Here is a 24,225-nt window from a genome sequence, read left to right on the forward strand (position 1 = left end):
ATCTAGTCTCGCAACGCCGCGGCCAGCCGGTCCCATTCCGCCGGTTGTCCGGGCAGGCCAAGTCTGAGCCAGCGATCGGAATATGGGAACATGCGCGTCCAGATTTGGTATCGGGCCAGCCGGTCTCGCGCGGCGGCTGCGTCCGGTGTGTCGTATAGCCGGAACAGGTCGGTTCCGCCCAGCACTTTCCATCCGGCCGACTGTGCGAAGCGATCGAGGCGCGCGGCGTCCGTGCGCAGCCGCGCCGCGGTGGCCTCGGCCCAGGAACGGTCCGACAGCGCGGCCTCACCGATGGCGATGGCGGGGCCGGACACCGGCCAGGGTCCGGCCATTTCGGCAAGCGTTGCGATGTCGGCTTCCGAACCGAGGATGAACCCCAGCCGCATGCCGGCGAGGCCGTAGAATTTTCCGAACGAGCGCAACACGATCAGTCGCCCTTGTCCGGCCTTCGGAGCCAGCGAAAGGTCGGGCCGTGCGTCGGCGAAGCTTTCGTCGACCACCAGCCTTCCGACTCGCGTCGCCAGTCGCAGCAGGTCTTCCGGCGCATGGTTTTTACCATCGGGATTGTTGGGGTTGACCACAACAGCGAGATCGACGCCTTCGAGCGCTGCGAGCGTCGTCACCTCGTCGACCTGCCAGCCGGCGCTGCGAAGTGCTGCGCCGTGTTCGTTATAAGTGGGAGTCAGGATGCGCGCGCATGCCGGCGCGGAAAGTCGCGGGATCATCTGGATCGCCGCTTGCGCGCCGGCGACCGCGAGCATCGGCGCTTCCGATCTATAGGCGGCGCGCGCTGTCGTCAGCAGGCGCGCCGTCGCCGCATGCGTGGGGAGTGCCGTCCAGGTATCCTGCGGCAACGTCGGCAGCGGATAGGGCACGCGATTGATTCCGGTGGACAGGTCGATCCAGTCCGTGCCGCCGAAACGCGCCTGCGCCCTGTCGATATCGCCGCCGTGGTCGCGAATTTCGTCCTCCTGTCGGATCGTATGGTCAGAGCAGGGCAAGAAGCGCGAGCCCGGCCGCCAGCACAAGCATGGCGCGGCGATAGAGCGCAAGGGCTCGGTTCAAATCCGCAGCAGTTGGGTCCGGGGCTTCGGCATTCAACCAGGGTTCCTGCGAGAGCTGTCCCTCGTAAATGCGGGGCCCGGACAGGCGAATGCCGATCGCGCCCGCCATCGCGGCTTCCGGCCAGCCGGCGTTGGGCGAACGGTGATGGTGCGCATCGCGCCACATCGTCGCCAGCGCGCTGCGCGGCCGAATGGAGACGGCCGCGAACAACAATCCCGTCAGCCGCGCCGGGATCAGGTTCGCGACGTCGTCGATGCGCGCCGCCGCCCATCCGAAAGCTTCGTGTCTTGGGGTGCGATGGCCGATCATGGAGTCCAGCGTGTTGATGGCCTTGTAGGCGGCAATGCCCGGCAGGCCGAAGATCGCGCCCCAGAACAGCGGCGCCACGATTCCGTCGGACGTGTTCTCGGCAAGGCTTTCGGTCGCAGCCCTTGCGATCCCGGCCGCATCGAGCTGCGAGGGATCTCGTCCGACAATCATGGAAACCGCCTGCCGTGCCGCCGGCAGATCGCCTGCTATCAACGGCCGCGCCACGCCATCGACATGGTCGTGCATCGAACGCGCGGCGACAAGCGGCCAGGCCAAAATCGCGGCGAACATCAGACCCGGCCATCCGCCGGGCAGCATCGACGCACAGGCCAAGCCGACGCCGGCCGCTAGCATGATGACAGCGAGCGCCACACCAATTCCGGCCGCGCGTCGCGTGGCTTCGGAAGCGTCTTCACGGTTGAAGCTTTGATCGAGCGCGGCAATCATCGCGCCGATCCACGTCACGGGATGTCCGATCCTTGCGTGGATCGCAGACGGCCAGCCGAGAATTGAATCGATGAGCAATGCCAGCAGCATGATGGCAGCTCCACTCATTTCAACGCATCTCCCGGGATCGAGCCGTCGCGGCCTCGCCGGCATATTGGCGAAGCGACGCCCGCTGACAAGCCCGGCGACATCGACGACGCATCAATGCGGCTTCGCATCGAGCAGGATCCCGCGTCCGATTGACTCGGCGGACCAACTGCAATTAGTGTCCTCGCGACGGTTCTCCTTCGGGGGATCAAAAGGGAATGCGGTGAGGGGCGGTTCTTTAATCTTTGAACAAAACCCCGATTCCGCGGCTGCCCCCGCAACTGTAAGCGGCGAGCCTTTCGTCAATTGCCACTGGGATCAAACCCCGGGAAGGCGACGAAAGGCGATGACCCGCGAGCCAGGAGACCTGCCGCCAGTCGTGGTCACACGCGAGCACATTGGGCGGGGTGTCCTGGTGGTAGCCGATCCTTGGCCCAGCAAGCGGGCCTCGGGGAGACTTCGTTCGCGGTGACGTGCCACGTTAACCGCGAGCCGAATGATGAACTCCGTCTCCTTTCATGCGTCACGACGCATGCCTTTGCTGTATTCCGTTGTGCTCTCCTCCGTTCTCTGGCCGCTCGATGCGTGGCCGCAAAGCGCGCCAAAAACGAGCCAGACGCTCGATCCGATCGTCGTGACGAACCCGCAGCCCGCCGCGAGCCCGCGCCAGCCGAACAGCCCGGGCGCTTCGCGGTCGACCCGCGCAGGAAAGAAGCGCGCGGCCGCGGCGGCGACGACGCCATCGACGGTTGTTCCGACATCGCCGGCAGCGCCCACGCTGACGTTGCACCAGACGGCAGGTAGCGGCAGCCGCCTCAACCTGACGCGGCTACAGATACCGGCCAGCGTCGAGATCATCACCGCCGAAACCATCGCCGAGCGCGGCCAGCACAACGTGATTGACGCCGTCACCCAGGACGCGACCGGCTTCACCGCCAGCCCCGCTCCCGGCAACGGCGGGCTCTCGTTCAGCACCCGCGGCTTCACCGGCAATTCGACGGTCATGACGCTCTATGACGGCACGCGGCTCTACGTTGGCTCCGGTACGTTGACGTTTCCGTTCGATACCTGGTCGGCGCAACGCATCGAGGTGCTGCGCGGGCCGGCGTCGGTGATGTACGGCGAGGGCGCCATCGGCGGCGCGATCAATGTGATCTCGAAAATGCCGCTCACCGTCCAGCGCAACGAGGCGGAAGTCTCGCTAGATAGCAACATGACGAAACGGCTCGCGGTCGACAGCGGCGGCCCGATCAACAAGGACGTGTCGTATCGTGTGACCGCGATCGGCAACATGTCGGACGGCTGGGTCGATCGCGACAAGACCTCGAACGTTGCGGTCTCTGCGGCGGTGCGCGTGCAGGCTTCCGAGACGCTGGCCTGGACGCTGTCCACTGATTACGGCGATCGCAGTCCGTCGCGCTATTTCGGCACGCCGCTCCTCAACGGCCAGATCGACGAGTCGCTGCGGTTCAAGAACTACAATGTCGGCGACAGCAACATCCGCTACCGCGACAGCTGGAATCAGTTGCGGACGGAGTGGCAGGTTACCGACAGCATCACGGTTCACAACGTGCTGTATTATCTGAACAGCCAGCGGCATTGGCGCGATGTCGAAAGCTACGCGTGGAATCCGGCCAAGGGCCTGATCGACCGCTCCTCCTATATCGAGATCTTCCATAACCAGCAGCAGGTCGGCGACCGCATGGATGCGACCTTTCGCGGCCATGTGCTCGGGATGAAGAACGAGTTCGTCGCCGGTTTCGACGTCAACCGGATCGATTTCACCCATACCAACAACTCGCCCTTTAGCGGGACATCGTCGGTCAATCCCTGGTCCTTCGATCCGGGCGTATTTCTCAGCCCGATCCCGACCGTTCCGTCCTTCAATACCGTGACCAACCAGTACGCTCTATTCGCCGAGGACCGGCTCTCGCTGACCGATCAGTGGACGCTGATCGGCGGCGTGCGCCAGGATGAACCGGTCATCAACCGCACCGACCTGATCACGACGGCTAACGGCTTCGTCAAATCGTTCTCGGCAACGAGTTGGCGCGTCGGTACGGTGTATAATCCGGTCAAGGATCTGGCGCTGTACGGACAATATTCGACAGCGGTCGATCCGGTCGGCAATCTGATTACGCTGGCGACGACCCAGAAGGATTTCCAGTTGTCCACCGGCGAGCAGGCCGAGATCGGCATCAAGCAGTCGTTCTGGCAGGGCCGCGGCGAATGGACGCTGGCCGGTTATCAGATCGTGAAGAACAACCTGTTGGCGCGCGATCCGAACAATCCGGCGTTGACCCAGCAGATCGGCCAGCAATCGTCGCGCGGCGTCGAAGCGACGATCGGGCTGGTGCTGGATTACGGCTGGCGCATCGACGCCAACACCGCCTGGCTGCGCGCCAAATACGATGACTTCGTCCAGTCGGTGAACGGCGTGGCGGTCAACTTCGCCGGCAACGTTCCGGTCAACGTGCCGCAGCACGTATCGAACGTCTGGCTGACCTGGGCATTCGCGCCAAATTGGTCGGTCAATGGCGGCGTGCAGATCGTCGGCAAGACCTTTGCCGACAATGCCAATACGCTGGCGCGTCCGGCCTACACCGTCGTCAATGGCGGGGTGCAGTGGAAGCCGGACGCCAACACCACGCTGTCGCTGCGGGTCTACAATCTCTTTGACACGATCTATGCGACCTCGGGCGGCACCACGCAGTGGCTGCTGGGCATGCCGCGGACCGCCGAACTCGCACTCAATGTCAGGTTCTGACGATGCGGCGCCGGATCATGCGTCGCGCAAGGCGGTGGCTCTATATCGCCCATCGCTGGATCGGTATCGGCACCTGTCTGCTGTTCGCGATGTGGTTCATCTCCGGCGTTGTCATGATGTACGTGGCGTTTCCGCAGCTCAACGACACCGAGCGGTGGGCGGCGCTGCCGCCGATTGCTTGGGACAAGGTGCAGGTGACCCCGGATCGCGCGATGGAAGCCGTCGGCTTTAAACTCTATCCGCGCGATCTGCGGCTCGCAATGCTGAACGAGGAGCCGGTCTACCGGCTTCTCGGTTGGGATGGCGAGCGCAAGACGATATCGGCGGTCGACGGCCACACCGTCGATCACGTCACGTCGGAACAGGCGCTTGCGGTCGCACGGTTTCATCCTAATGCCGTGCGGCCCGAACTAAGGGACACGGTGCAGCGTGACCAATGGAGCGTTACCGCGCGGTTCGATCCGTTGCGGCCGCTTTTTCTGATCTCGCTCGGCGACCCCGGTGGGACCGAACTCTATGTCTCCTCGCGGAACGGCGAGATCGCGCTCGACACCACGCGGAGGGAACGGGTCTGGAACTGGCTCGGCTCGATCCCGCACTGGATCTATCCGACCGTCCTGCGCAAGGACGGCGCCACCTGGCGGTTGGTGGTGCTGTGGATTTCCGGCGTCTGCATGGTGGCGGCCGTGACCGGATTCTGGATCGGCATTTTGCGCGTGCGGCTGCGTCGCCGTTACACCAACGACGCGGTCACGCCGTATCGTGGCTGGATGGCCTGGCACCACATTGCCGGGCTGATCGGCGGCGTTTCTGTCCTGACCTGGATGTTCAGCGGCTGGCTGTCGCTCAATCCCGGCGAATTTTTTGCCGGACGTGGAACGGCGCGCGAAATGGCGGTTCGCTATGCCGGCACTGAGAGCCCGCACATACCGGCCGAGTTTCTGTCGAAGGCAAAATCAGGCGAACTTCAAATGGCGTCCGTCGAAGCGCGCTTCGTCTGGCTCGGAGGCAGGCCGCTGGTGGTGCTGACCGGCCGCGACGGCGGTCGCGTCACCGTCGATCCCGTAAGGGGCGTCGCGGCGCCTTTGTTCGATGAACGGATTTTCGAGGCCGCGCGCCGGCTGATGTCGAACGCTGCCTTGACGATGCGGCAGCGGCTCGAAGCGCCCGACGCCTACTGGTATTCGCATCACCAGCAACGCGTGATGCCGGTGCTGCGGGCAGGGTTTGACGACGAGGCCCACACCTGGTTTCACATCGATCCCGGGACGGGCGATATATTGGGCCGCACCGACGACAGCCGCCGGACCTACCGCTGGCTGTTCAATGCAATGCACAGCCTCGATTTTCCGCTGCTGCTTAGCTATCGCCCCGCGTGGGACGGCGTGGTGTGGTTGCTGTCGCTGGCCGGATTGGTCGTCTCGGTGAGCGGCATCGTGATCGGCTGGCGGCGCTTGCGGCAATAGGATCGGCGGGGCCGGACGGTTGTGTTTCACGCGCCGATGGTTTCTGCTTCTTAAGGCCGCAGCGAGCAAGAGGGGACATGGGCAGGATCATTCTGGTGACGGGCGGCGCCCGTTCGGGCAAGAGCGCGATCGCCGAGGCGCGGGCGCTCAGCCTTGCGCCCCGCGCCATCTACATCGCCACCGCCGAAGCCCGAGATGCCGAGATGACGGCACGGATCGCGGCGCATCAGGCCCGGCGCGGCGACAACTGGCGCACGCATGCCGAGCCGCTCGATCTGACCGGCGCGCTGGCCGTGACCGACGGAGAGGGGCCGCGGCTGGTCGATTGTCTGACGCTGTGGCTGACCAACCTGATGCTCGGCGGCCATGACTGGCAGGCGGCCGGCCGTGCGCTGGTGGCGGCGCTCCCCGCGCAGGCCGATCCGGTCGTGCTGGTCACCAACGAGGTCGGCGCTGGCATCGTGCCCGACAATGCGCTGGCGCGGGAATTTCGCGACGCCGCCGGAACCCTCAATCAATGGGTGGCCGCGGTCGCCGACGAAGTGACCCTGGCGGTGGCCGGACTTCCGCTCAAGGTGAAGTGAAATCTCAGCCTCAATCCGGCCTGAGGCGGATTTTCCGGCCGCTTCATTCACTCAAGAATTCAGTTGAGTGCCAATAAGTCAAATAAAATGAATGGCTTATGCCGGTTACTTCCAGCGGATCCACTGACGGATTGATTGAACATCTGACCCGTTGAATCGGCTAGAAAGCGGCGCGTGCGCGACCCAATCCGCGCCGGACGCCTGTGGGCGTGAGTTGACAGTTCATCTACCGCTGAAGGACGCCGTGATCGTGCACCAGAACCGTTCCGCTTTACCCCAACTCTCGCTTCCGAAGGACAAGATCCGCGTCCTGCTGCTCGAAGGCGTCAACGACAGCGCCGTGCAGCTGATCGAGTCCGCCGGCTATTCCAACCTGACGCGCCTGCCCAAGGCGCTCGACGGCGATGCGCTGCGCGACGCCATCAAGGGCGTGCACTTGCTGGGCATCCGCTCCCGCACCCAGATCACGCCTCAAGTTGTCGAGGCCGCGGACCGCCTCATTGCGATCGGCTGCTTCAGCGTCGGCACCAACCAGGTCGATCTCGATGTGGCGCGACGCAGCGGCATTCCGGTGTTCAATGCGCCGTTTTCCAACACCCGCAGCGTGGCGGAACTGGTGATCGGGGAGATCGTCTTCCTGCTGCGCCGGATTGTCTCGCGTTCCAACGCGGCCCATCAGGGGCGTTGGGACAAATCCGCCGACGACAGCCACGAGGTGAGGGGCAAGACACTCGGTATCATCGGCTACGGCAATATCGGCTCGCAGCTTTCGAATCTGGCCGAAGCGTTCGGCATGCGGGTCATCTTCTATGATCACACCGACAGGCTTCGTCACGGTAATACCGAGCCGACCGCGACCCTGCATGAGCTTTTGGCACAGAGCGACGTCGTGACGCTGCATGTGCCCGAGACCCCGGCCACCAACAAGATGATCGGGCGCGAGGAAATCCGGGCGATGAAGCCCGGAGCCTTCTTCATCAACAACAGCCGCGGCTCGGTGGTCGACCTGGATGCGCTGGCCGAAGCGCTGCGGGAAGGCAGGCTTCGTGGCGCCGCGGTCGACGTCTTTCCGGTCGAGCCGGGCTCGAATGCGGAGCGGTTCATAACGCCGCTGCAGGGTCTGGAAAATGTCATCCTGACGCCGCACATCGGCGGTTCGACCGAAGAGGCGCAAGAGCGCATCGGTGCCGAAGTCGCGCGCAAGCTGGTCGACTACAGCGATTCCGGCTCGACGATGGGCGCGGTCAATTTCCCCCAGGTCCAGCTGCCGCCGCGGCCGTTAGGGACACGGTTCATTCAGGTGCAGCGCAACGTGCCGGGCATGCTCGGCCGGCTGAACGAAGTGCTGGCGCGCCACGCCGTCAACATTGCCGCGCAATATTACGAGACCGACCACGATGTCGGCTACGTGGTTCTCGACGCCGATGCTTCCGCGGCCGACAGCCAGCGCGTGCTCGCGGACATCCGCTCCCTGGAAGGCACCATTCGCGCCCGACTGCTCTACGAATACAAGGCGTGAGGGCCGCGTCGAACGCATTATCGACGCCGTCTGGAATCCCGATACACTGGCCGACGTCTCGGACCTGATGAGAGCGCACGGCTGAACGCGCGTTCTTGAAAGCAGCAGTCAAACGGTGGAAGGAACCAACGATGAGCGAATTGTTCGACAAGGGATTGAAGGTCCGCAAGGAAGTGCTCGGCGAGGAGTACGTCAACAAGTCGATCGCAGGCGCCGACGAATTTACCCGGACGATGGCGGAATGGTCGACCGAGTTCTGCTGGGGTGCGTTGTGGACCCGCCCGGGCCTCGATCGCCGCACGCGCAGCATCGTCAACCTGGCGATGCTCGGCGCGCTGGGGCGGCCCCACGAACTGAAGCTGCACGTCAAGGGCGCGCTGAAGAACGGCGTGACCAAGGACGAAATCAAGGAGATCCTGCTTCAGGTCGGGGTCTATTGCGGCATCCCGTCCGGAATCGATGCGTTCCGGAATGCGCGCGAGGCCTTCAACGAGGTCGAGGGGAAGTGACGCAGCCGGCGGCTGTGTTGCAAGTGCTGCGCTTCATCGTCGGCTCCGGGGGTATCTATGTCCGTTGCCGCGGTTGCTTCGCTGACGTCATGGCAAAGCCGGCTTTCATTTCGCGGACCGTATCGACAAAGGCCTTGATGATCGGGGAGTGCGCACGATCCTTGTGATAGGCAACGCTGTATTGTGTCCTGATGGCGCGACCCTGGATTTCCAATGCCCGCAGGTTGGGGTGCGGAACGAATTCAAAATCGGCTACCACACTGATGCCGAGTCCCCGCTCAACGGCCTTCCAAACACCCTCCCGGCTTTCGATCTCGAAAACCGGGTTGATCTTTAGCCCTTCGTGCTGGATCGCCGCCTCGAACGCGCGTCGCGTGGTCGAGCCGCGCTCGCGCAAGACGAAGCGCTGATCCGCAAGTTCGTGCAGCTTTACCGATTTTCGATTGAACCAGGGATGGTCGCCGTTAACGAAGATGACCACGCGATGTGTTCGATAAGGGATCATCACCACGCGCGGGTCGTCCGGGACTTCCGCGAGGATTGCAACCTCGGCCTCGAAGTCAATGATATGACGGAGCGTGCGTTCGGAATTGCCGAGCAGCGTCGAAATCTGCACGCCGGGATGGTCGCGGTTGAAGGCCGCCAGAATCTCGGTAGCGTGAAACGGGCCCACGGTCGCCAGACGGAGATGACCTTTCGTCGATTGGCCATGGGCGCCCAACAGTTCGTGGGCCTCATCGCAGAACTTCATGATGCCGCGCGTAATTTCAAACAGCGCGGCGCCGGTTTCCGTTAGCTCGACCGTTCTCGATTTGCGGATCAGAAGTTCGACGCCGTAGCTTTCTTCGAGTTCCTTGACCTGAATGGTCAGCGTTGGCTGGCCGACGTTCAAAACGCGCGAAGCCGCCGTAAAGCCGCGGTGCTCGGCAACGGCGTGGAAGGCGCGTATTCGGCTGAACACTATTGACATAATCAATAGGTTCCTTCGAAAAGATGAATTTGTCAATAATGCGCGGCTGCCTACCATCGCTCGAAAGGGAGAAGCGCGATGGTGTGGAAATATGGAAATCCGGTTCAGATCGAATTCGGCGTCGACAGTTTCGCCAAACTGGCTGAGCTGATCGGAGGCCGGCGATATGCCCTGGTCACTTACGGCGAGCCGTTCTTTGACGAACTGGCGGGCCGGTTGAAAGAGACCGCCGGCGCGCCCGCTCTCGTGATCAGCGATGTGGCGCCCAATCCCGATTACCGATTGCTGGCCGAACAAACCGGCCGGTTCGCCAAGCTGGAGCGGCAGCCAGAGGTGATCGTCGCTCTCGGTGGTGGCTCGGTTATCGACTCGGCCAAGGTTTTCGCCGCGGCGGGGGGCGACTTCGGAAAAATCAAAACCTTCCTGGAAAGCCAGAAAGGCGCCGAGCAGCTCTCGGCCATTCCCATCATCGCGGTTCCGACGACGGCAGGCACCGGAAGCGAAGTGACTTGCTGGGGGACAGTCTGGGACGAGGCGAACGGAAAAAAGTATTCTCTCGCTCGGCCAAATCTCTATCCGACTCACGCCGTCGTCGATCCGCGCCTGATGCTGGGCAAGCCGCTGCTGCTGACGATCAGCACCGGACTCGACGCATTGTCGCACTCGCTGGAAAGCCTGTGGAACGTCAATAACAATCCGGTGTCCGCCAATCACGCCGTTTTCGCCGCCCGCAATATCCTGGAGGTATTGCCGAAGCTTGTGAAGGATCTCGGCAATATTGAATTGCGTGGCCGGATGGCGATGGCGGCCTTGTTCGCAGGCCTGGCATTCTCGAACACCAAAACCGCTATCGCCCACTCACTGTCCTACCCGATCACGTTGCGGCATGGCGTTCAGCACGGAATCGCATGTTCGTTCTCGCTGCCGATGGTGCTGCGCAGCGTCCAGGGCGTCGGTGGTATCTGCGAAGACAGCCTGAAGCAGATTTTTGGCGTCGATCTGGCGCGTGGCGCCGACGATCTGGAAGATCTTCTCGGGCTGCTCGGAATCTCCAGCAACCCCGCCGCGTACAAGATCGATCGCCAGGAGTGGCGCCTTCTGATCGAGGATTCGCTTCAAGGCGAGCGCGGAAAGAATTTTCTCGGCTCGGGAGACCGGTTGATTGAGGCGTCGCAGATGATGCGCCTGCCGAAAGCCAAGACTGCGTGAATTGAAGCCGCCGGAAGTTGCACGCGTTAAGCGTGCTCACCGCGGCGTGACAGGGAGAATGACTATGAAAACCAATGGAAAGACCATCGTCGTCAACGGCCGCGCCTACAATCCGCCCGAGCGGCCGACTGTTGTGATTTGCCTCGATGGATCCGAGCCCGGATATATCGAGCAGGCGATCGAAGCCGGCGTAGCGCCGACCTTCGCGCGGTTCATCAAGGAGGGCGCGCACGTTCACGCCAGCAGCGTGATTCCGAGTTTTACCAACCCGAACAATCTGTCGATCATTACCGGGCGCCCGCCATCGGTGCATGGGATCGCCGGAAATTACTTCTACGACACCGCCAGCGGCGTCGAAGTGATGATGAACGACCCGAAGTTCCTGCGCGCGCCGACAATCCTCTCGGGTGTTCACGACGCCGGGTTCAAGGTCGCGGCTGTCACCGCCAAGGACAAGTTACGTACCCTGTTGTCGCACGGGCTCGATTATTCGACCGGCCGCGCCTTCGCCTTCTCGGCCGAAAGGGCCGACCAGGCGACGATGAAAGACAACGGGATCGACGATCTCCTCCGCTTCGTCGGACGGCCGTTGCCGGAAGTCTACTCTGCCGATTTGTCGGAGTTTGTGTTCGCCGCCGGCGTCAAGCTGGTCGAGCGCCATCGCCCCGACCTGATGTACCTGTCGACGACCGATTACATCCAGCACAAGGTCGGTCCGGGAACCAGGATTGCGAACGACTTCTACGGAATGATCGACGGCTATCTGGCGCAACTTGATGCGTTGGGCTGTAACATCGTTGCCACCGCGGACCATGGAATGAACGACAAGTTTATCCAGGGCGGTCAGCCTGACGTGCTGTACCTCCAGGATTTGTTCGACGACTGGATCGGCAAGGGGCAGGCGCGCGTCATTTTGCCGATCACCGATCCCTACGTGGCGCACCATGGATCGCTGGGTTCATTTGCAACGATCTATACGCCCCCCGGCGCGAACGTCGACGAGCTCATCGCAAGGCTGAAGGGCACTCCCGGCGTCGAACTGGCGATGACCCGTAAAGCTGCTTGCGAACGGTTTGAGCTACCCACCGACCGCGTCGGCGACATCGTCGTCATCTCGTCGAGGCACAAGGTGCTGGGAACGAGCCGGGACCGCCACGATCTGTCGGGGCTGACCGAGCCGCTGAGGTCACATGGCGGGATTACGGAAGAACGCGTTCCGCTGATCGCAAACGGCAAGATTGTCATCCCGCCCGGTCACGTCTTGCGAAACTTTGACGTGTTCGACGTGGCCCTCAATCGCATTCAGTGATCCGGCGCCGATCCGACAGGAGCGTTCAATGAACATACAGGCTCAAGCCGTTCGTCACGAACAAATGCGGATCGCGGGCGCGCGCATCGATACCGATGAGCGCGTCAACGTGGTCAACCCCTACACCAACAAGGTTGTCGGCACGGTGCCGGCTGCGCGCCCCGAGCAGGTGCGCGACGCCTTCGCCAAGGCCAAGGCCTTCAAATCCAAACTGACGCGCTATGAGCGTCAGCAAATCCTGCTCAGGACCGCGGACCTTCTTGCAAGCCGCAAGGAAGAATTCGCGCGGTTGATTACGGCGGAATCCGGTCTGTGCTGGAAGGATTCGCTCTATGAGGCCGGCCGCGCTTACGACGTTTATTCCTTCGCCGGCCAGTTGACCATCAAGGACGATAGCGAGGTGTTTTCCTGCGACATCAGCCCGCAGGGCAAGTCGCGCAAGATCTTTACCATGCGCACGCCCTTGCTGGGGACCATCTCGGCGATCACGCCATTCAATCATCCGCTGAACATGGTGAGCCACAAGATCGCGCCGGCGATCGCCACCAATAACCGGATCGTCCTGAAGCCCACGGAGTTGACGCCCCTCACCGCCCTGGCGTTGGCCGACGTCCTCTACGAAGCCGGACTGCCGCCGGAAATGCTCTCGGTCGTAACCGGAAATCCCCAATCGATGGGGGATGCCATGATTACCGATCCCGATGCCGATCTCGTCACCTTCACCGGCTCGGTCCGTGTCGGCAAGCACATCGCCGCGAACGCCGGCTACAAACGCCTGGTCCTCGAACTTGGTGGCAACGATCCGCTGATCGTCATGGAAGATGCCGACCTCGAGAAGGCGGCAGAGCTGGCGGTGTTGGGCGCCACCAAGAACTCAGGCCAGCGCTGCACCGCCGTCAAGCGCATCCTTTGCGTGGAGGCTGTCGCCGACGAGTTCGCCGAGCTTGTGCTCAAGCGAGCCAGGAAACTGAAGTGCGGGGATCCGATGGATCCGTCGGTGGATGTCGGAACGGTTATCCATGAAGGGGCGGCGAAGGAGTTCGAGCGCCGGGTTGAGGACGCCGTGAAGGACGGTGCTCGCCTGCTTCACGGAAACGATCGTCAAGGAGCGCTTTACCCGCCCACCGTCGTTGACCATGTCCCGTACACGTCCGAGCTGGTTCTGCAAGAAACGTTCGGTCCCGTGATTCCAATCATCCGGGTCCCCAACGACATCGAGAGCGTGATCAGGATTTCCAACTCGACCGCCTTCGGTCTGTCGTCGGGCGTGTGCACAAACCGCCTCGATTACATCACGCGTTTCGTCAACGAGCTCGACGTTGGCACCGTGAATGTCTGGGAAGTTCCTGGCTATCGCATTGAGATGTCGCCGTTCGGAGGCATCAAGGATTCCGGGCTTGGATACAAGGAAGGCGTGCAGGAGGCGATGAAGAGCTTCACGAACGTGAAGACGTACTCGCTTCCGTGGTCGACGTAGCCGTCGAAGCCCGTCGGGCGCGCGCCCGCCCATTCAAATGCGTCAATCGGAATCAGCCCGGAAGAAGTGCTGACCGGCATCGAAATTAAAACAGGGAGGTTGAAATGTCTGTGATGCAAAGTCCGGCGATGGGGTCCGTCGGTATCGTGAATCCCGAGCTCGCTAGCAATTTTCGACGCGCGCAATGGCGAATGCTGTTGGCCGCGATGTTCTGCTACCTGTTCTTTTATACAGGTCGGCAAACCTTTGGCTTTGCCATCCCCGGCATTCAAGCCGAATTTGGTGTGACCAAGGAGGCATTGGGTTGGGCCAGCGCCGCATTGCTGTGGTGTTACGCGGTCGGTCAGGCCATCAACGGCAACCTCGGTGACAAGCTCGGCGGCCGTCGCGTGATGAGCGCAGGTGCGATCCTGTCGTTCATCATGAACTGGGCGACAAGCCTGTCCACCGGCATTGTCAGCCTGTCGGTGTTCTGGGGCATCAACGGGTATTTTCAGTCGATGGGATGGGCGCCCGGCAGCCGGCTCCTGTCCAACTGGTGGGGACGTCACGAGCGCGGAACGGTTTATGGGCTTTATACATTTGCCGCGGGACTGGCCTCAGTCCTCTCGTTCGTGACTTCTCTGATCGTTGTCGGTTACTTCCAGCTCGACTGGCGCTGGATATTCAGAATTCCTGTCCTGCTTCTGCTGATCGGCGGAATCGCGTTCTATCTGATCGCTCGCGAGAAGCCGGAAGACATGGGCTTTGCATCGCCGCATGACGATGCGGTTGACGACGCGGCGATATCAGAAGTCTCGGATTCCGAAAGCTCGTTTGCCAGATACAAGGCGGTGTTGTCGAACTGGCGGTTGCTGGTGGCAGGCGTTGCCATCGGATTTCAGAACGCCGCAAGGTACGGGCTTCTGGTGTGGGTGCCCGTCCATTTTCTCGGTGCCAACTGGACCAAGGCCGATGCAGCGGCGGCGATTGATCCCCGCTGGATCAGCATTGCGCTGCCGGTCGGCATGGCGTTTGGCGCGTTTTCCAACGGCTGGGTTTCGGACAAGCTCTTCAACTCGCGCCGTTATGCCGCGATCGTGCTCTACATGGTCCTGGCGGCGATCACGGCGCTCTACATGTACACCATTCCGACCACGGCCGTGTATCAGGGAATGGTCGTGCTGTTCCTGTGCGGCTTCTTCGTCTACGGCCCGCAATCATCGTTCTGGGCGCTGTGTCCCGATCTGGTCGGGCACAAGCGGGCGGGCACGGCGACTGGCGTCATGAACTTCTGCGCCTACTTGTTCGCCGGTTTGGGCGAACCGGTGATCGGACACTTCATGGACGGCCATCCGACCTCGATTGTATTTCTGGTCGTCTCGGTATGTGCCGCAGCCAGCGCGACCGTCGCACTCTTTATTCGACGCTAACGTAGCTTGATCCACTGCTCCCTCGTCGAAAACACGAGGGAGCAGTGGACCTTACATAAGGTGAATACGTCGCATATGCAGGCGCGACTCCGAGGAGTTGCCCAAAGTCGATGTGACCGGATATCGGCATCAGCCCGAGCCAGTTAACGCAACCCCAGGCCGCGCGCGATGATTCCGCGCAGGATCTCGCGGGCGCCTCCGCGGAGAGAAAAAGAGGGGGCGTGCAACGTGGTGTAGGCCAGCACCGCGGAGAAGTCGGTCGTCGATGACGAGGTCGGCTCGGCGCCGACCAGGAGGCGGGCGATTTCCGGGACTTCCTGTTCAAGTACTGCGCCGAGATCCTTCACGATCGCGGCCTGTAGCGTTGGATCGGACCCGGCCTGCAACATTCCGGCGACGGATCGGGACATTCGGCGAAGCGTCACGATATGCGCGACGAGGCGGCCGACGGTCGCCTTGGCGTGATCGGACGGTGAATTTCCCAAGGAGCGGACCATTTCAACCAGCAGTTCGAAGGAAGAAAGAAATCGCTCGGGCCCGCTGCGTTCGTTGGCAAGCTCGGAGGTGACCTGTTGCCAGCCTTCCCCGATCTTGCCGATCACGCTGTCTGCCGGCAGGAAAACGTCGGTGAAGACGACCTCATTGAAATGGTGCTCGCCCGTCAGCGCGATGATCGGCCTGACTTCGACACCCGGCGTCTTCATGTCTACCAGGAACTGGCTCAGCCCCTGATGTCGCTCGCCGCCGTCTCCGGTCCGGCAGAATAGCACCATGTAATGGCTGCGATGGCCGTTGGTGGTCCAGATCTTGGTGCCGTTGACGCGATACCCGCCGTCGACCGGTACGGCCCGCGTTCGCGCAGATGCCAGATCGGAGCCGACATCCGGCTCGCTCAATCCAATACAGACGAAGCATGTGCCGGCGGCAATGCGCGGCAGGATTTCAAGGCGCTGCTGTTCGGTGCCCGAACGCAGCAACAGCGGGCCGGACTGCCGGTCGGCGATCCAGTGCGCCGAGACCGGCGCGCCATGGGCCAGCATCTCTTCGAGCACGACATAGCGTTCGAGCGCGCTGCGCTCATGGCCGCCATAGCGCTTCGGCCAGGTCATGCCGATCCAGCCGCGCTCGCCCATTTTGGCGCTGAACTCGGCACTCCAGCCGTTCCAGCTTTCGGCGCGTTGCAGGGCAGTGGTGCCGGCCAATTCGGTCTTGAGGAAGTCGCGCACCTCGCGCCGCAGTTCTTCGGCCTCGGGCGAATGCGGCGGCGGCGCAAACGGGAACTGGTTCGTCATCGGGACGCTCCGATATCGGTGATGCCATACCACAGCCGATCCGGACCGCCCTCGATCGCGGCTTGGCCTATTCGCGTGCTCCATTCGGTCTCGTTGCCGAACTCATCCCGCCACGACAACAGCCGCCGGGTGTAAAAGTGGAGGCTGTGTTCATGGGTAAATCCGAACGCGCCGTGAATCTGATGGGCGATGGCAGAGCCGAGGCTTGCCGCTTCGCCGGACCGGACTTTCGCGCAACCGATCGCCAGCGTCTCGACGCCTTCTTCGGTCACCGCCTCAGCGGCAAGGTCGGCCGCCGCATTGGCGGCCTCGGCCTGGGTCGCCAGAACCGCCAGGCTCTGCTGAATGCTCTGGAATTTTCCGATCGGGCGGCCGAACTGAACGCGCTCCTCCGCGTAACGCACGCTCATCGCGGTTGCCTTCGAAAGCGCACCGGCGATCTGCTGGGCCCGCATCGCGGCTCCCATCGCGTGCAGATCCGATCTCGTGAATTCGGACGGTGCGGCGTCATTGTCTTTCAAAGCGAGGTCAATCATGAAGCTGTCGCGTGGCTCGCTGGCGACATTGTTAGCGCAAACCGGCGCCATTCCATCGGTTGCGATGAGGACGACGTAAGGTCGTTCCTCGAAATCGGCGACCGCCACGACCGTTTTGACATGCCGTCCCCAGGGAACATGGCGCAGGCTGCCCGCCAGCGTCCATCGGCCGTCGCTTCGCTTGAGCTCGAGCGCCGGTTGATCCGCCGAAGGCACGCTGATTGGGCCGGTCGGGATAGCAATGCCCGCTTTCGCCAGCAACAGGCCCGCCAGCATGGTTTCGCCAAGCGGCAGCGGCAATGCGTGCCCGCCCGCGGCGCGCAACACCGAGAAAGCTTCCACTGGCGAAGCGCCGAAGCCGCCGGCGTCCTCGGGAATGAGCGCGCCCGGCAGTCCGGCGGCATCGACAGCCGACCACGCCGCATCGGGCCATCGGCCGGTCTCGGCGTCCGCCAGATCCTTCGGATGGCAGAGGTCGCCGAACAGCCTGTCGGCCATGTCGAACAGTGGATTCTCGGTTTGTGTCATCGTTGCGTCTTTCGCGCAGTTGGAGAGGAAAGCCGCGCCTACATTCGCGACGGCAACCACAGGATGATCGAGGGAAACGCGACGAACACCGCGATGATGAAAAGGTGCGCGATGAAATGCGGAAAGATGCCATGGAAAACGTCGGCCACCGGACGGTTCGCATAGCGCGCGACGATAAAGCAATTGAGCCCGATGGGAGGCGTGATCATGCCGACTTCGGCGGTCACGATCTTGATGACGCCGAACCAGATCGGATCGAAACCGAGGCTCTTGATCAGCGGCAGCACGATCGGCACCGTCAGCACCAGGATGGCGATCTGGTCCATGAAGGAGCCGAGGATGATGTAGCCACAGAGGATGAGCGTGATGATGATCCATCGCGAGACGTCGAGATGGCCGACCCAATGCACCAGATCCTGGGTCGACTGCGTCAACGTGAAGAAATAGCCGAAGATGCTGGCACCGACGAGAATCATGGTGATCATGCAGGTGCCCTGTGCCGCATGCGTGAAGGCGTGCACGAGGGTCTTGCGATTGATGCGCCCGCGCCAGATCGCCAGCGCGAACGCGCCGGATGCGCCGAAAGCGGACGCCTCGGTGGGTGTGGCGATGCCGGTATAGATGACGGTGGTGACGATGCCGAACAAAACCAGCATCGGGCCGACGGCCTTCAGCAAGCGCAGCTTCTCGTGCATCGGCACGTTGGTCAGCGAGGGGGCCCGCGACGGATCCTGCCAGACCAGGAAAAGGATCGTCGCCATGATCGTCAGCGTCACCAGGATGGCCGGAATGATGCCGCTGACCAACAGCTTGCCGATATTCACCTCGGCCAGCAGTCCGTAGATCACGAGCGCCACGCTGGTCGGCAGCAGCATCGATAGCGTCCCGGAAATCGCGACCACGCCGGCCGCCATTTTCGGCTCGTATCCCTGCTTGAGCATGGCCGGCAGGCTGGTCGAGGAAAGCGTAGCCGCCGAAGCGGTGCTGGAGCCGCAGATCGCGCCGAATCCTGCACCGGCCAGTGCGGTCGCCATGCCGAGGCCGCCGGGCACGCGCCCAACCCATGCCGCGGCGGCGCGAAACAGGTCGTCGGCGACGCCGCTGACCAGCACCATTTCCGCCATCAGCAGGAACATCGGGATCGTCAGAAGTTCATAGGATCCGACCACCGAGAGCGGCGAAGTCTGAATAATCCCCGACACCATGTCGGGACCGCCGATCAGCCAGAGGCCGGTGCCGCCCGCTATCGCCATGGCGAAGCCGACCGGCGTTCCGATGGTGAGAAGGACGAAAAGGCTGACGATAACGAAAAAGACGATCATTCGAAGGATCCGCTCTGAATGGCTTGGGCCGATCCGGCGATCGGCGGAAGCGGGATCACTTCGCGTCCGGTCGCCAGCGTATAGCTGTGACAGACCGTTGACAGGATGAGACGCAGCGTAATCATGCCCGCGCCGAGCGGCACGAACGCCGCCGAGGCCCATGCCGGCCAGGGGAACGCGCCGGCCAGAATATCGTTGTCGATGTAGTTCTGCCACGCCCGGGCCGCGCCGGCTCGTGTCATCCACGCAAACAGTACCGCAGACAGCAGGCAGATCACTACTTCGCAGGCGCGCCGTGCCGACGGGGTGAGATAATGATGCAGCAGGTCGACGCTGATGTGGCCATTGACGGCGAACGTCCGCGACAGCGCCAGAAAGAACAGTCCGACGATGACATAGAGCGAGATGAAATCGAACGACCATCCCCAGGGACGATTGAACAGATAGCGCAGCGCGACGTCGGTGGCGACGATCGACATAATCAGGAACAGCGCGACCGCCGCCAGGAACGAGGCGGCACGTTCTACGGCGGACAGGGCGCGGTCGAGACGTTTGAGAATCATTGCGGCCGTCTCCTCATCAGGCGCAGCGGCGTATAGATCAGGACGGTGTCGCCGCGCTGGGTCAGGACGTGGTTGGTGCAGCGAACCAGGCCCCGATGCCCTTTGGAGGCTGCGCGAAGTTCGGATACCTCGCATTCGACGTGAATGGTATCGCCGACCATCGTCGGCCCCTTCACGTCGAGCTCGGCGTGCAGGAAGGCGAGGCCGGTGCCCTGCATGAATGGCGTCAGCAGGCCCTCGGCGAATGAATAGACCAGCGCTGCAGGGACCACGCGCTCCCTGATCGCCATGTCGCCGCGATCGGCGTCATTGGTGAACAGCTCTTCGGTGAGCCATGTCAGGTTGACGAAGGCCGACAGGTCCGCGGCGGTAATGGTTCGGCCGGCCGTGTGAAACCAGGATCCAACGGCAAGATCGTCGAAGTAGAGGCCGCGCCCGAGCAGGGTTCCTTTTTTCGTCACGACCCGATCTCCTCTGGCGCCATTCGCGGTTCCGACGTGATCCCGGCCGCCACAAGCGCGTCGATGGCCTCGGTTGCATAGCCCGCTGCGCGCAGGATGTCGCGGCTATGCTGGCCGAGCCGCGGCGCCGGCCCGCCGATGTCGGCCGGCGTTTTCGAAAACATTGTCGGCACGCCGGGCATTCGCAACGGGCCCTCGGTGGGATGCTGTTGCATCTGGAAGAAGCCCTTGGCCCGCAGATGCGGATCGTCGACGAGTTGCTCGATGGAGCGCAGCGGCTCGACCGGAATATCGATGGCGGACAGAAGCTCCACCCATTCCGCCGTGGTCCGCTGCGTCATGTAGGTCGTCACCATCGCGTAGATTTCGTCGATATGCTCGGAGCGGCTGGTGATGGTGGCGAAGCGGGGATCGCCGGTGAAAATCTCGGGTTCGCCGATCGCCGTGAAGAAGCGGCGCCACTGCCGGTCGCTGTAGACCAACGCACAGACGTAGCCGTCCTTGGTGGGGTAAGGCCGGCGGTCACGCGACAGCAGGCGGCCATATCCCATGTCGCCCAGCCCCGGCTCGAACAGGCCTCCGCCCATGTGATCGCCGAGTACGAGTTGCGCCATGGTCTCGAACATCGGGATATCGATTCGCTGGCCATGGCCATGGCCATGGCGCTCGCGATGCCACAGCGCAGCGGTGATGGCGCCGACTGCCCAGATACCGACCACGCGATCGGCGATCGCCAGCGGCGCGTAGCGGGGCGCGGGATTGCCGGCCCGCTGCACCAGGCTCGGGATCCCGGTGCCGCCCTGCATCAAATCGTCATAGGCCGGTCGCGCGGCGTATGGGCCATCCTGGCCGTAGCCGAACAGCCCGGCATAGATGATCTTCGGGTTCGAGGCCGCGACGTCGGCGTAGCCGAGCATCAGGCGTTCCATCACCTGCGGCCGGAGGTTGTAGACCAGCACGTCAGCGGTCTCGATCAGCTTCAGCAGCGCCTCACGGCCCTGCTTCTGCTTGAGATCGAGCACGATGCTTCGCTTGCCGCGATTGGCCTGCAGAAATATCGAACCCATGCCGGGGTTGCGGAACGGTCCGATGCCGCGGACCGAATCGCCTTCGGGAGATTCGATCTTGACCACATCGGCGCCCATATCGCCGAGAATCTGCGTGGTGTAGGGCCCCATCAGAACGGTGGTCAGATCGAGGATTTTCAGACCGGTGAGGGGGCCTGTCATTTGCCAAGCCCTCTCAGCTTGCATCTGCGATGCGGGAATAGCGGCAACAACGGGGAAGTTGCTTCACTTGAGCGCACTCTCGAACGCGGCGAGAACTTCCGATCCGGGTTTGCCGCGGCCGTCCAGTTCCTTGGCCCACTCCTTGCTGACGTCGACCATCTGGGCTTCGATGCGCGCCTTGTCGGCAGCGCTGAAATCGACCTCCAGCACGCCGCGGGCTTTGAGCTTTTCCTGGTCCTGCAGCTCGTTGCGCTGGGATATTTCGCAGCCGCGCTCGGTGGTTTCGCGGCCGACCCGTAGCATGGCCTCCTGGACGTCGGGCGGCAGGGTCTTCCAGCGCTTCTCCGAAATCACGTAGGTGACGACGAAGCTGCCGAAATTGGCGCCGACCGAAGCCGACTTGATCAGGTCCTGCACGTCGTAGGAAAAGATGCTCGAATATGGAAACAGCATGCCGTCGATGGTGCCACGCGACAGCGACTGATAGACGTCGGGGGAGGCGATCTGCAGCGACACGGCGCCGAGCTTCTGAACTGCAAGCTCCTTGGCCTTGCCGGAGGTGCGGATCTTCAGGCCCTTGAGCGTGTCGATGCCGGGAAACGTCGCGCTGCGCAGAAAGATCTGGTAGGGCGGAAGCACGATGGTGAACAGCAACCTGACGCCGGCCGGCTCCAGTTCCCGTTTGGCGATGATGCCGTCGGTCGCCAGCTTGTAGAATGCCGCCGTACCTTCGCACGATGTGGAAAAACGCAAGGGAAGTTCGGCGACGACCGAGAGCGGCAGCTTGTCGGTCACGAACGATGGCGCGACGTAGCCGATGTCGACGACGCCGGTCTGCGTGAGGGAGAGCAGGTCCTTGGCCTTTCCAAGCTGCTCGGACGGATAGTATTGAAATGCAATTTTATTGCCGGTCTCCTTGGCGACGCGGTCCATGTACCATTTCGTGACCTGCTCGCTGATGTAATGTCCGCCGGGAAATGAATCCGCCACGCGAAGGGTGAGCGGATCGGCAGCATGGGACGGTGCGATCGAGCCGATCGCGAGCGGTGCGACCCAGAGCGCGGCAAAGATACCTGGCATTTTCTTCATTGACGTTCTCCCGTTTTCTTCTTGTTTTATGCCTGGAAATTCAGCCGGCATCGGCGATCGAGCGGCAGGCGCGCTGCAACTGGTCGGCTCTGGCGGCAATCTCGTCCTTCATGCGGTAGCGCGGCCCTGCCAGCGCGACCGCAAAGTGTTCGTCGTTGATCTTCATGGCGACGGCGACGGCCATCACGTCCGCGACGCTCTCGCCGTCGTTGAGGTAATAGCCACGCTTCAGCGACTTGACGATGTCGGTCGCGTAGGCGGCTGCCGATGGCAGCGTCTGCTTGGTGTATTTGGTGAATTTCAGCTTGGAGATGACGGCTTTGCGCTCGGCCTCCGGAAGCTGGCCGAGCAGGGCCTTGCCCATCGAATTGGCGTGCAGGTCGCGGATTTCGCCGACCACCGCCGAATAGCGGATCCGATGCGGCGATTCGAACACTTCCATGTACACGACCTTGTCGCCGCTGCGCTTCGACAGCACGACGGTTTCGCCGGTCTGGTCGCGCAATTCGGAAAGCGCATGGGATACCCGCGTTCCGATCGGGTCGTGCTGCGCGATCGTGGTGACAAGCTGCAGCATCCGCTTGGTCGGATATAGGCCGCGACGTGATCCCAGCGAATAGAGAAATCCGCGGGCTTCGAAGGTGCGAACCAGGTTGAAGCAGGTCGAGACCGGCATCTTCATCCGCCGGGCGAGGTCGGACAGCGTGATCGGCGTCTGCAGGCGCGCAAACGTCTCGAAAAGGTCGAAGGTACGCGAGGCCGACTTCATCGTGTTTTCACTATTGTGAAAGATAATTCATCTATTGGAAACAGGGTAAAGCGCGTGCGCGGTGGGGAGTCAAGCCCGCGATGCCGGATGCGCGCCGCCGTGATGTGATCACGCAGCCCGTTCCGTCCGATTGACGGCGCCGCGTAGGGCCGCCTCGAACTTATTTCGTGGTCAGCGCAATGGCTTTGGCCGCGGCGAATCCGTCGATGTCGGAGTCGGAAAATCCCCATTCCAGCAGCGCCTCGCGGGTGCCGGCACCCGGTGCTTCCGGAGGCCGCGGCAAAGCGGGCTTGGTTCTTCCGAACCGCGGCGCGGGCGCGGGCTGGACCACGCCGTCGATGTCGACGAAGGTCTGCCGCAGCTTGTTGTGGGGATGCTGCGGCGCCTCGGCCATGGTCAGCACCGGGGCAAAGCAGGCATCGCTGCCCTCCAGCGCCGCGCACCACTGATCCCGGGTGCGGGTCTTGAACGCCGCTGCAATCCGCGCCCGCAGTTCCGGTCCGTCATTGCCGGGCTCGATGCCGAGCAACCGGAACAGATCTGCCCGGAATTTCATCTCGATCGCGGCAACGGACACGTAGAGACCATCGGCGCAGGGATACACTCCGTAGATCGCGGATCCGCCATCGAGAACGTTGGTGCCGCGATCCAGGCTGTACAAGCCCGCTGCGTGCAACCCGAAGAACATCGTCATCAGCGATGATGCGCCATCGGTCATGGCGGCATCGACGACCTGTCCCTGGCCGGAATGTTTGGCTTCCAGCAACGCGCACGCCATGCCGAAGGCAAGGTAGAGCGCGCCGCCGCCGAAGTCGCCGACGAGGTTGAGCGGCGCAACCGGCGCTTCGCCGGCGTTCCCGATCGCCGACAAAGCGCCGGTCAGCGCGATATAGTTGAGGTCGTGCCCGGCGGCCTGCGCCAGCGGTCCCTCCTGACCCCAGCCCGTCATCCGGCCATACACCAGCCGCGGGTTGCGCGCGAGCGCCACCTCCGGTCCCAGTCCCAGCCGCTCCATGGTGCCGGGGCGAAAGCCTTCGATCGAAGCGTCCGCACGTGCCACCAGCTGCAAAGCGAGATCGATGCCGGACGGCTGTTTGAGATCGATGGCGATCGAGCGTCGCCCACGCATCAAGAGGTCGAACCGGGTTGGCTTGTGGACCCCGAGATCGCTCGGCGCGGTGCGATCGAGACGCACCACCGTCGCACCCATGTCGGCCAGCAGCATCGCGGCCATCGGCCCCGGACCGATGCCTGCGAACTCGACCACGCGTATTCCCGCCAGCGGACCCATTCTCGTTCTCCTGTC

Annotated in this window: 21 protein-coding genes and 1 riboswitch; of the genes, 9 read left to right on the plus strand and 12 right to left on the minus strand. The window is 62.8% G+C overall.

The features are described 5' to 3' along the window. Positions 1–2: 2 nt before the first annotated feature. Both cobD and cbiB read right to left on the minus strand, forming a co-directional pair. Positions 3–962 (minus strand): threonine-phosphate decarboxylase CobD, encoded by a 960-nt coding sequence (gene cobD, locus FFI89_RS12665; RefSeq protein WP_138839205.1) that lies wholly within the window; start codon positions 960–962, stop codon positions 3–5. A gap of 25 nt (positions 963–987) precedes the next feature. Next, on the minus strand, positions 988–1,929 hold the full coding sequence (cbiB, locus tag FFI89_RS12670; RefSeq protein WP_138836979.1) for an adenosylcobinamide-phosphate synthase CbiB: 942 nt from the start codon (positions 1,927–1,929) through the stop codon (positions 988–990). Between the two features lie 152 nt (positions 1,930–2,081). Beyond that, positions 2,082–2,298, plus strand: a riboswitch (cobalamin riboswitch). A 142-nt stretch (positions 2,299–2,440) separates the two neighbouring features. Between cbiB and FFI89_RS12675 the strand changes: the two genes are divergently transcribed. The 5 genes from FFI89_RS12675 (at position 2,441) to FFI89_RS12695 (ending at position 8,753) form a co-directional block, all read left to right on the plus strand. Beyond that, positions 2,441–4,675 carry a TonB-dependent siderophore receptor gene (locus FFI89_RS12675; RefSeq protein ID WP_246669498.1) on the plus strand — a complete coding sequence of 745 codons (2,235 nt, stop codon included), beginning with the start codon at positions 2,441–2,443 and terminating at the stop codon, positions 4,673–4,675. Between the two features lie 17 nt (positions 4,676–4,692). After that, complete coding sequence (locus FFI89_RS12680; RefSeq protein ID WP_246669435.1) at positions 4,693–6,141, plus strand: PepSY domain-containing protein; 1,449 nt, start codon at positions 4,693–4,695, stop codon at positions 6,139–6,141. A gap of 77 nt (positions 6,142–6,218) precedes the next feature. Next, a complete protein-coding gene (gene cobU, locus FFI89_RS12685; RefSeq protein ID WP_138836986.1) occupies positions 6,219–6,725 on the plus strand; it encodes a bifunctional adenosylcobinamide kinase/adenosylcobinamide-phosphate guanylyltransferase in 507 nt (168 codons plus the stop codon). Between the two features lie 250 nt (positions 6,726–6,975). Continuing rightward, positions 6,976–8,244: a phosphoglycerate dehydrogenase gene (gene serA, locus FFI89_RS12690; RefSeq protein WP_138839207.1), complete on the plus strand. Its 1,269-nt coding sequence runs from the start codon at positions 6,976–6,978 to the stop codon at positions 8,242–8,244. Positions 8,245–8,375: 131 nt separating this feature from the next. Further along, positions 8,376–8,753, plus strand: a complete 378-nt coding sequence (locus FFI89_RS12695; protein ID WP_074827231.1) for a carboxymuconolactone decarboxylase family protein — start codon at positions 8,376–8,378, stop codon at positions 8,751–8,753. Positions 8,754–8,808: 55 nt separating this feature from the next. Here FFI89_RS12695 and FFI89_RS12700 read toward each other — a convergent pair whose 3' ends face one another. Continuing rightward, on the minus strand, positions 8,809–9,780 hold the full coding sequence (locus FFI89_RS12700) for a LysR substrate-binding domain-containing protein (RefSeq protein WP_371722483.1): 972 nt from the start codon (positions 9,778–9,780) through the stop codon (positions 8,809–8,811). A gap of 21 nt (positions 9,781–9,801) precedes the next feature. On the opposite strand from FFI89_RS12700, the gene psrA reads away from it, so the two are divergent. The 4 genes from psrA to FFI89_RS12720 all read left to right on the plus strand — a co-directional run bounded on the left by psrA (position 9,802) and on the right by FFI89_RS12720 (position 15,130). Further along, positions 9,802–10,932, plus strand: a complete 1,131-nt coding sequence (gene psrA / locus FFI89_RS12705) for an iron-containing alcohol dehydrogenase PsrA (RefSeq protein WP_138836988.1) — start codon at positions 9,802–9,804, stop codon at positions 10,930–10,932. Between the two features lie 64 nt (positions 10,933–10,996). Further along, on the plus strand, positions 10,997–12,241 hold the full coding sequence (gene phnA, locus FFI89_RS12710) for a phosphonoacetate hydrolase (protein WP_138836990.1): 1,245 nt from the start codon (positions 10,997–10,999) through the stop codon (positions 12,239–12,241). A 28-nt stretch (positions 12,242–12,269) separates the two neighbouring features. Then, positions 12,270–13,718 carry a phosphonoacetaldehyde dehydrogenase gene (gene phnY, locus FFI89_RS12715; protein WP_138836992.1) on the plus strand — a complete coding sequence of 483 codons (1,449 nt, stop codon included), beginning with the start codon at positions 12,270–12,272 and terminating at the stop codon, positions 13,716–13,718. A gap of 104 nt (positions 13,719–13,822) precedes the next feature. Then, a complete protein-coding gene (locus FFI89_RS12720; RefSeq protein WP_138836994.1) occupies positions 13,823–15,130 on the plus strand; it encodes an MFS transporter in 1,308 nt (435 codons plus the stop codon). A 143-nt stretch (positions 15,131–15,273) separates the two neighbouring features. Here FFI89_RS12720 and FFI89_RS12725 read toward each other — a convergent pair whose 3' ends face one another. The 9 genes from FFI89_RS12725 to FFI89_RS12765 form a co-directional block, all read right to left on the minus strand. Beyond that, positions 15,274–16,422, minus strand: coding sequence for an acyl-CoA dehydrogenase family protein (locus FFI89_RS12725; protein WP_138836996.1), 1,149 nt, complete (start codon positions 16,420–16,422; stop codon positions 15,274–15,276). After that, positions 16,419–17,486, minus strand: a complete 1,068-nt coding sequence (locus tag FFI89_RS12730; RefSeq protein ID WP_138836998.1) for an acyl-CoA dehydrogenase family protein — start codon at positions 17,484–17,486, stop codon at positions 16,419–16,421. The genes FFI89_RS12725 and FFI89_RS12730 overlap by 4 nt, the downstream gene beginning before the upstream one ends. A gap of 38 nt (positions 17,487–17,524) precedes the next feature. Further along, positions 17,525–18,808 carry a TRAP transporter large permease gene (locus tag FFI89_RS12735; RefSeq protein ID WP_138837001.1) on the minus strand — a complete coding sequence of 428 codons (1,284 nt, stop codon included), beginning with the start codon at positions 18,806–18,808 and terminating at the stop codon, positions 17,525–17,527. Then, positions 18,805–19,371, minus strand: coding sequence for a TRAP transporter small permease (locus tag FFI89_RS12740; RefSeq protein WP_138837003.1), 567 nt, complete (start codon positions 19,369–19,371; stop codon positions 18,805–18,807). Before FFI89_RS12740 ends, FFI89_RS12735 begins: the two co-directional genes overlap by 4 nt. Continuing rightward, positions 19,368–19,832: a MaoC family dehydratase N-terminal domain-containing protein gene (locus tag FFI89_RS12745; protein ID WP_246669436.1), complete on the minus strand. Its 465-nt coding sequence runs from the start codon at positions 19,830–19,832 to the stop codon at positions 19,368–19,370. The genes FFI89_RS12740 and FFI89_RS12745 overlap by 4 nt, the downstream gene beginning before the upstream one ends. Beyond that, complete coding sequence (locus tag FFI89_RS12750) at positions 19,829–21,061, minus strand: CaiB/BaiF CoA-transferase family protein (protein ID WP_138837005.1); 1,233 nt, start codon at positions 21,059–21,061, stop codon at positions 19,829–19,831. Before FFI89_RS12750 ends, FFI89_RS12745 begins: the two co-directional genes overlap by 4 nt. Positions 21,062–21,124: 63 nt before the next feature. Further along, positions 21,125–22,150, minus strand: coding sequence for a TRAP transporter substrate-binding protein DctP (dctP, locus tag FFI89_RS12755; RefSeq protein ID WP_138837008.1), 1,026 nt, complete (start codon positions 22,148–22,150; stop codon positions 21,125–21,127). Positions 22,151–22,190: 40 nt separating this feature from the next. Continuing rightward, on the minus strand, positions 22,191–22,919 hold the full coding sequence (locus FFI89_RS12760; RefSeq protein WP_138837010.1) for an IclR family transcriptional regulator: 729 nt from the start codon (positions 22,917–22,919) through the stop codon (positions 22,191–22,193). Positions 22,920–23,079: 160 nt separating this feature from the next. Continuing rightward, positions 23,080–24,210, minus strand: a complete 1,131-nt coding sequence (locus FFI89_RS12765) for a CaiB/BaiF CoA-transferase family protein (protein ID WP_138837012.1) — start codon at positions 24,208–24,210, stop codon at positions 23,080–23,082. Positions 24,211–24,225: the final 15 nt, after the last annotated feature.

Source organism: Bradyrhizobium sp. KBS0727, from assembly GCF_005937885.2.
Classification (GTDB): Bacteria; Pseudomonadota; Alphaproteobacteria; order Rhizobiales; family Xanthobacteraceae; genus Bradyrhizobium.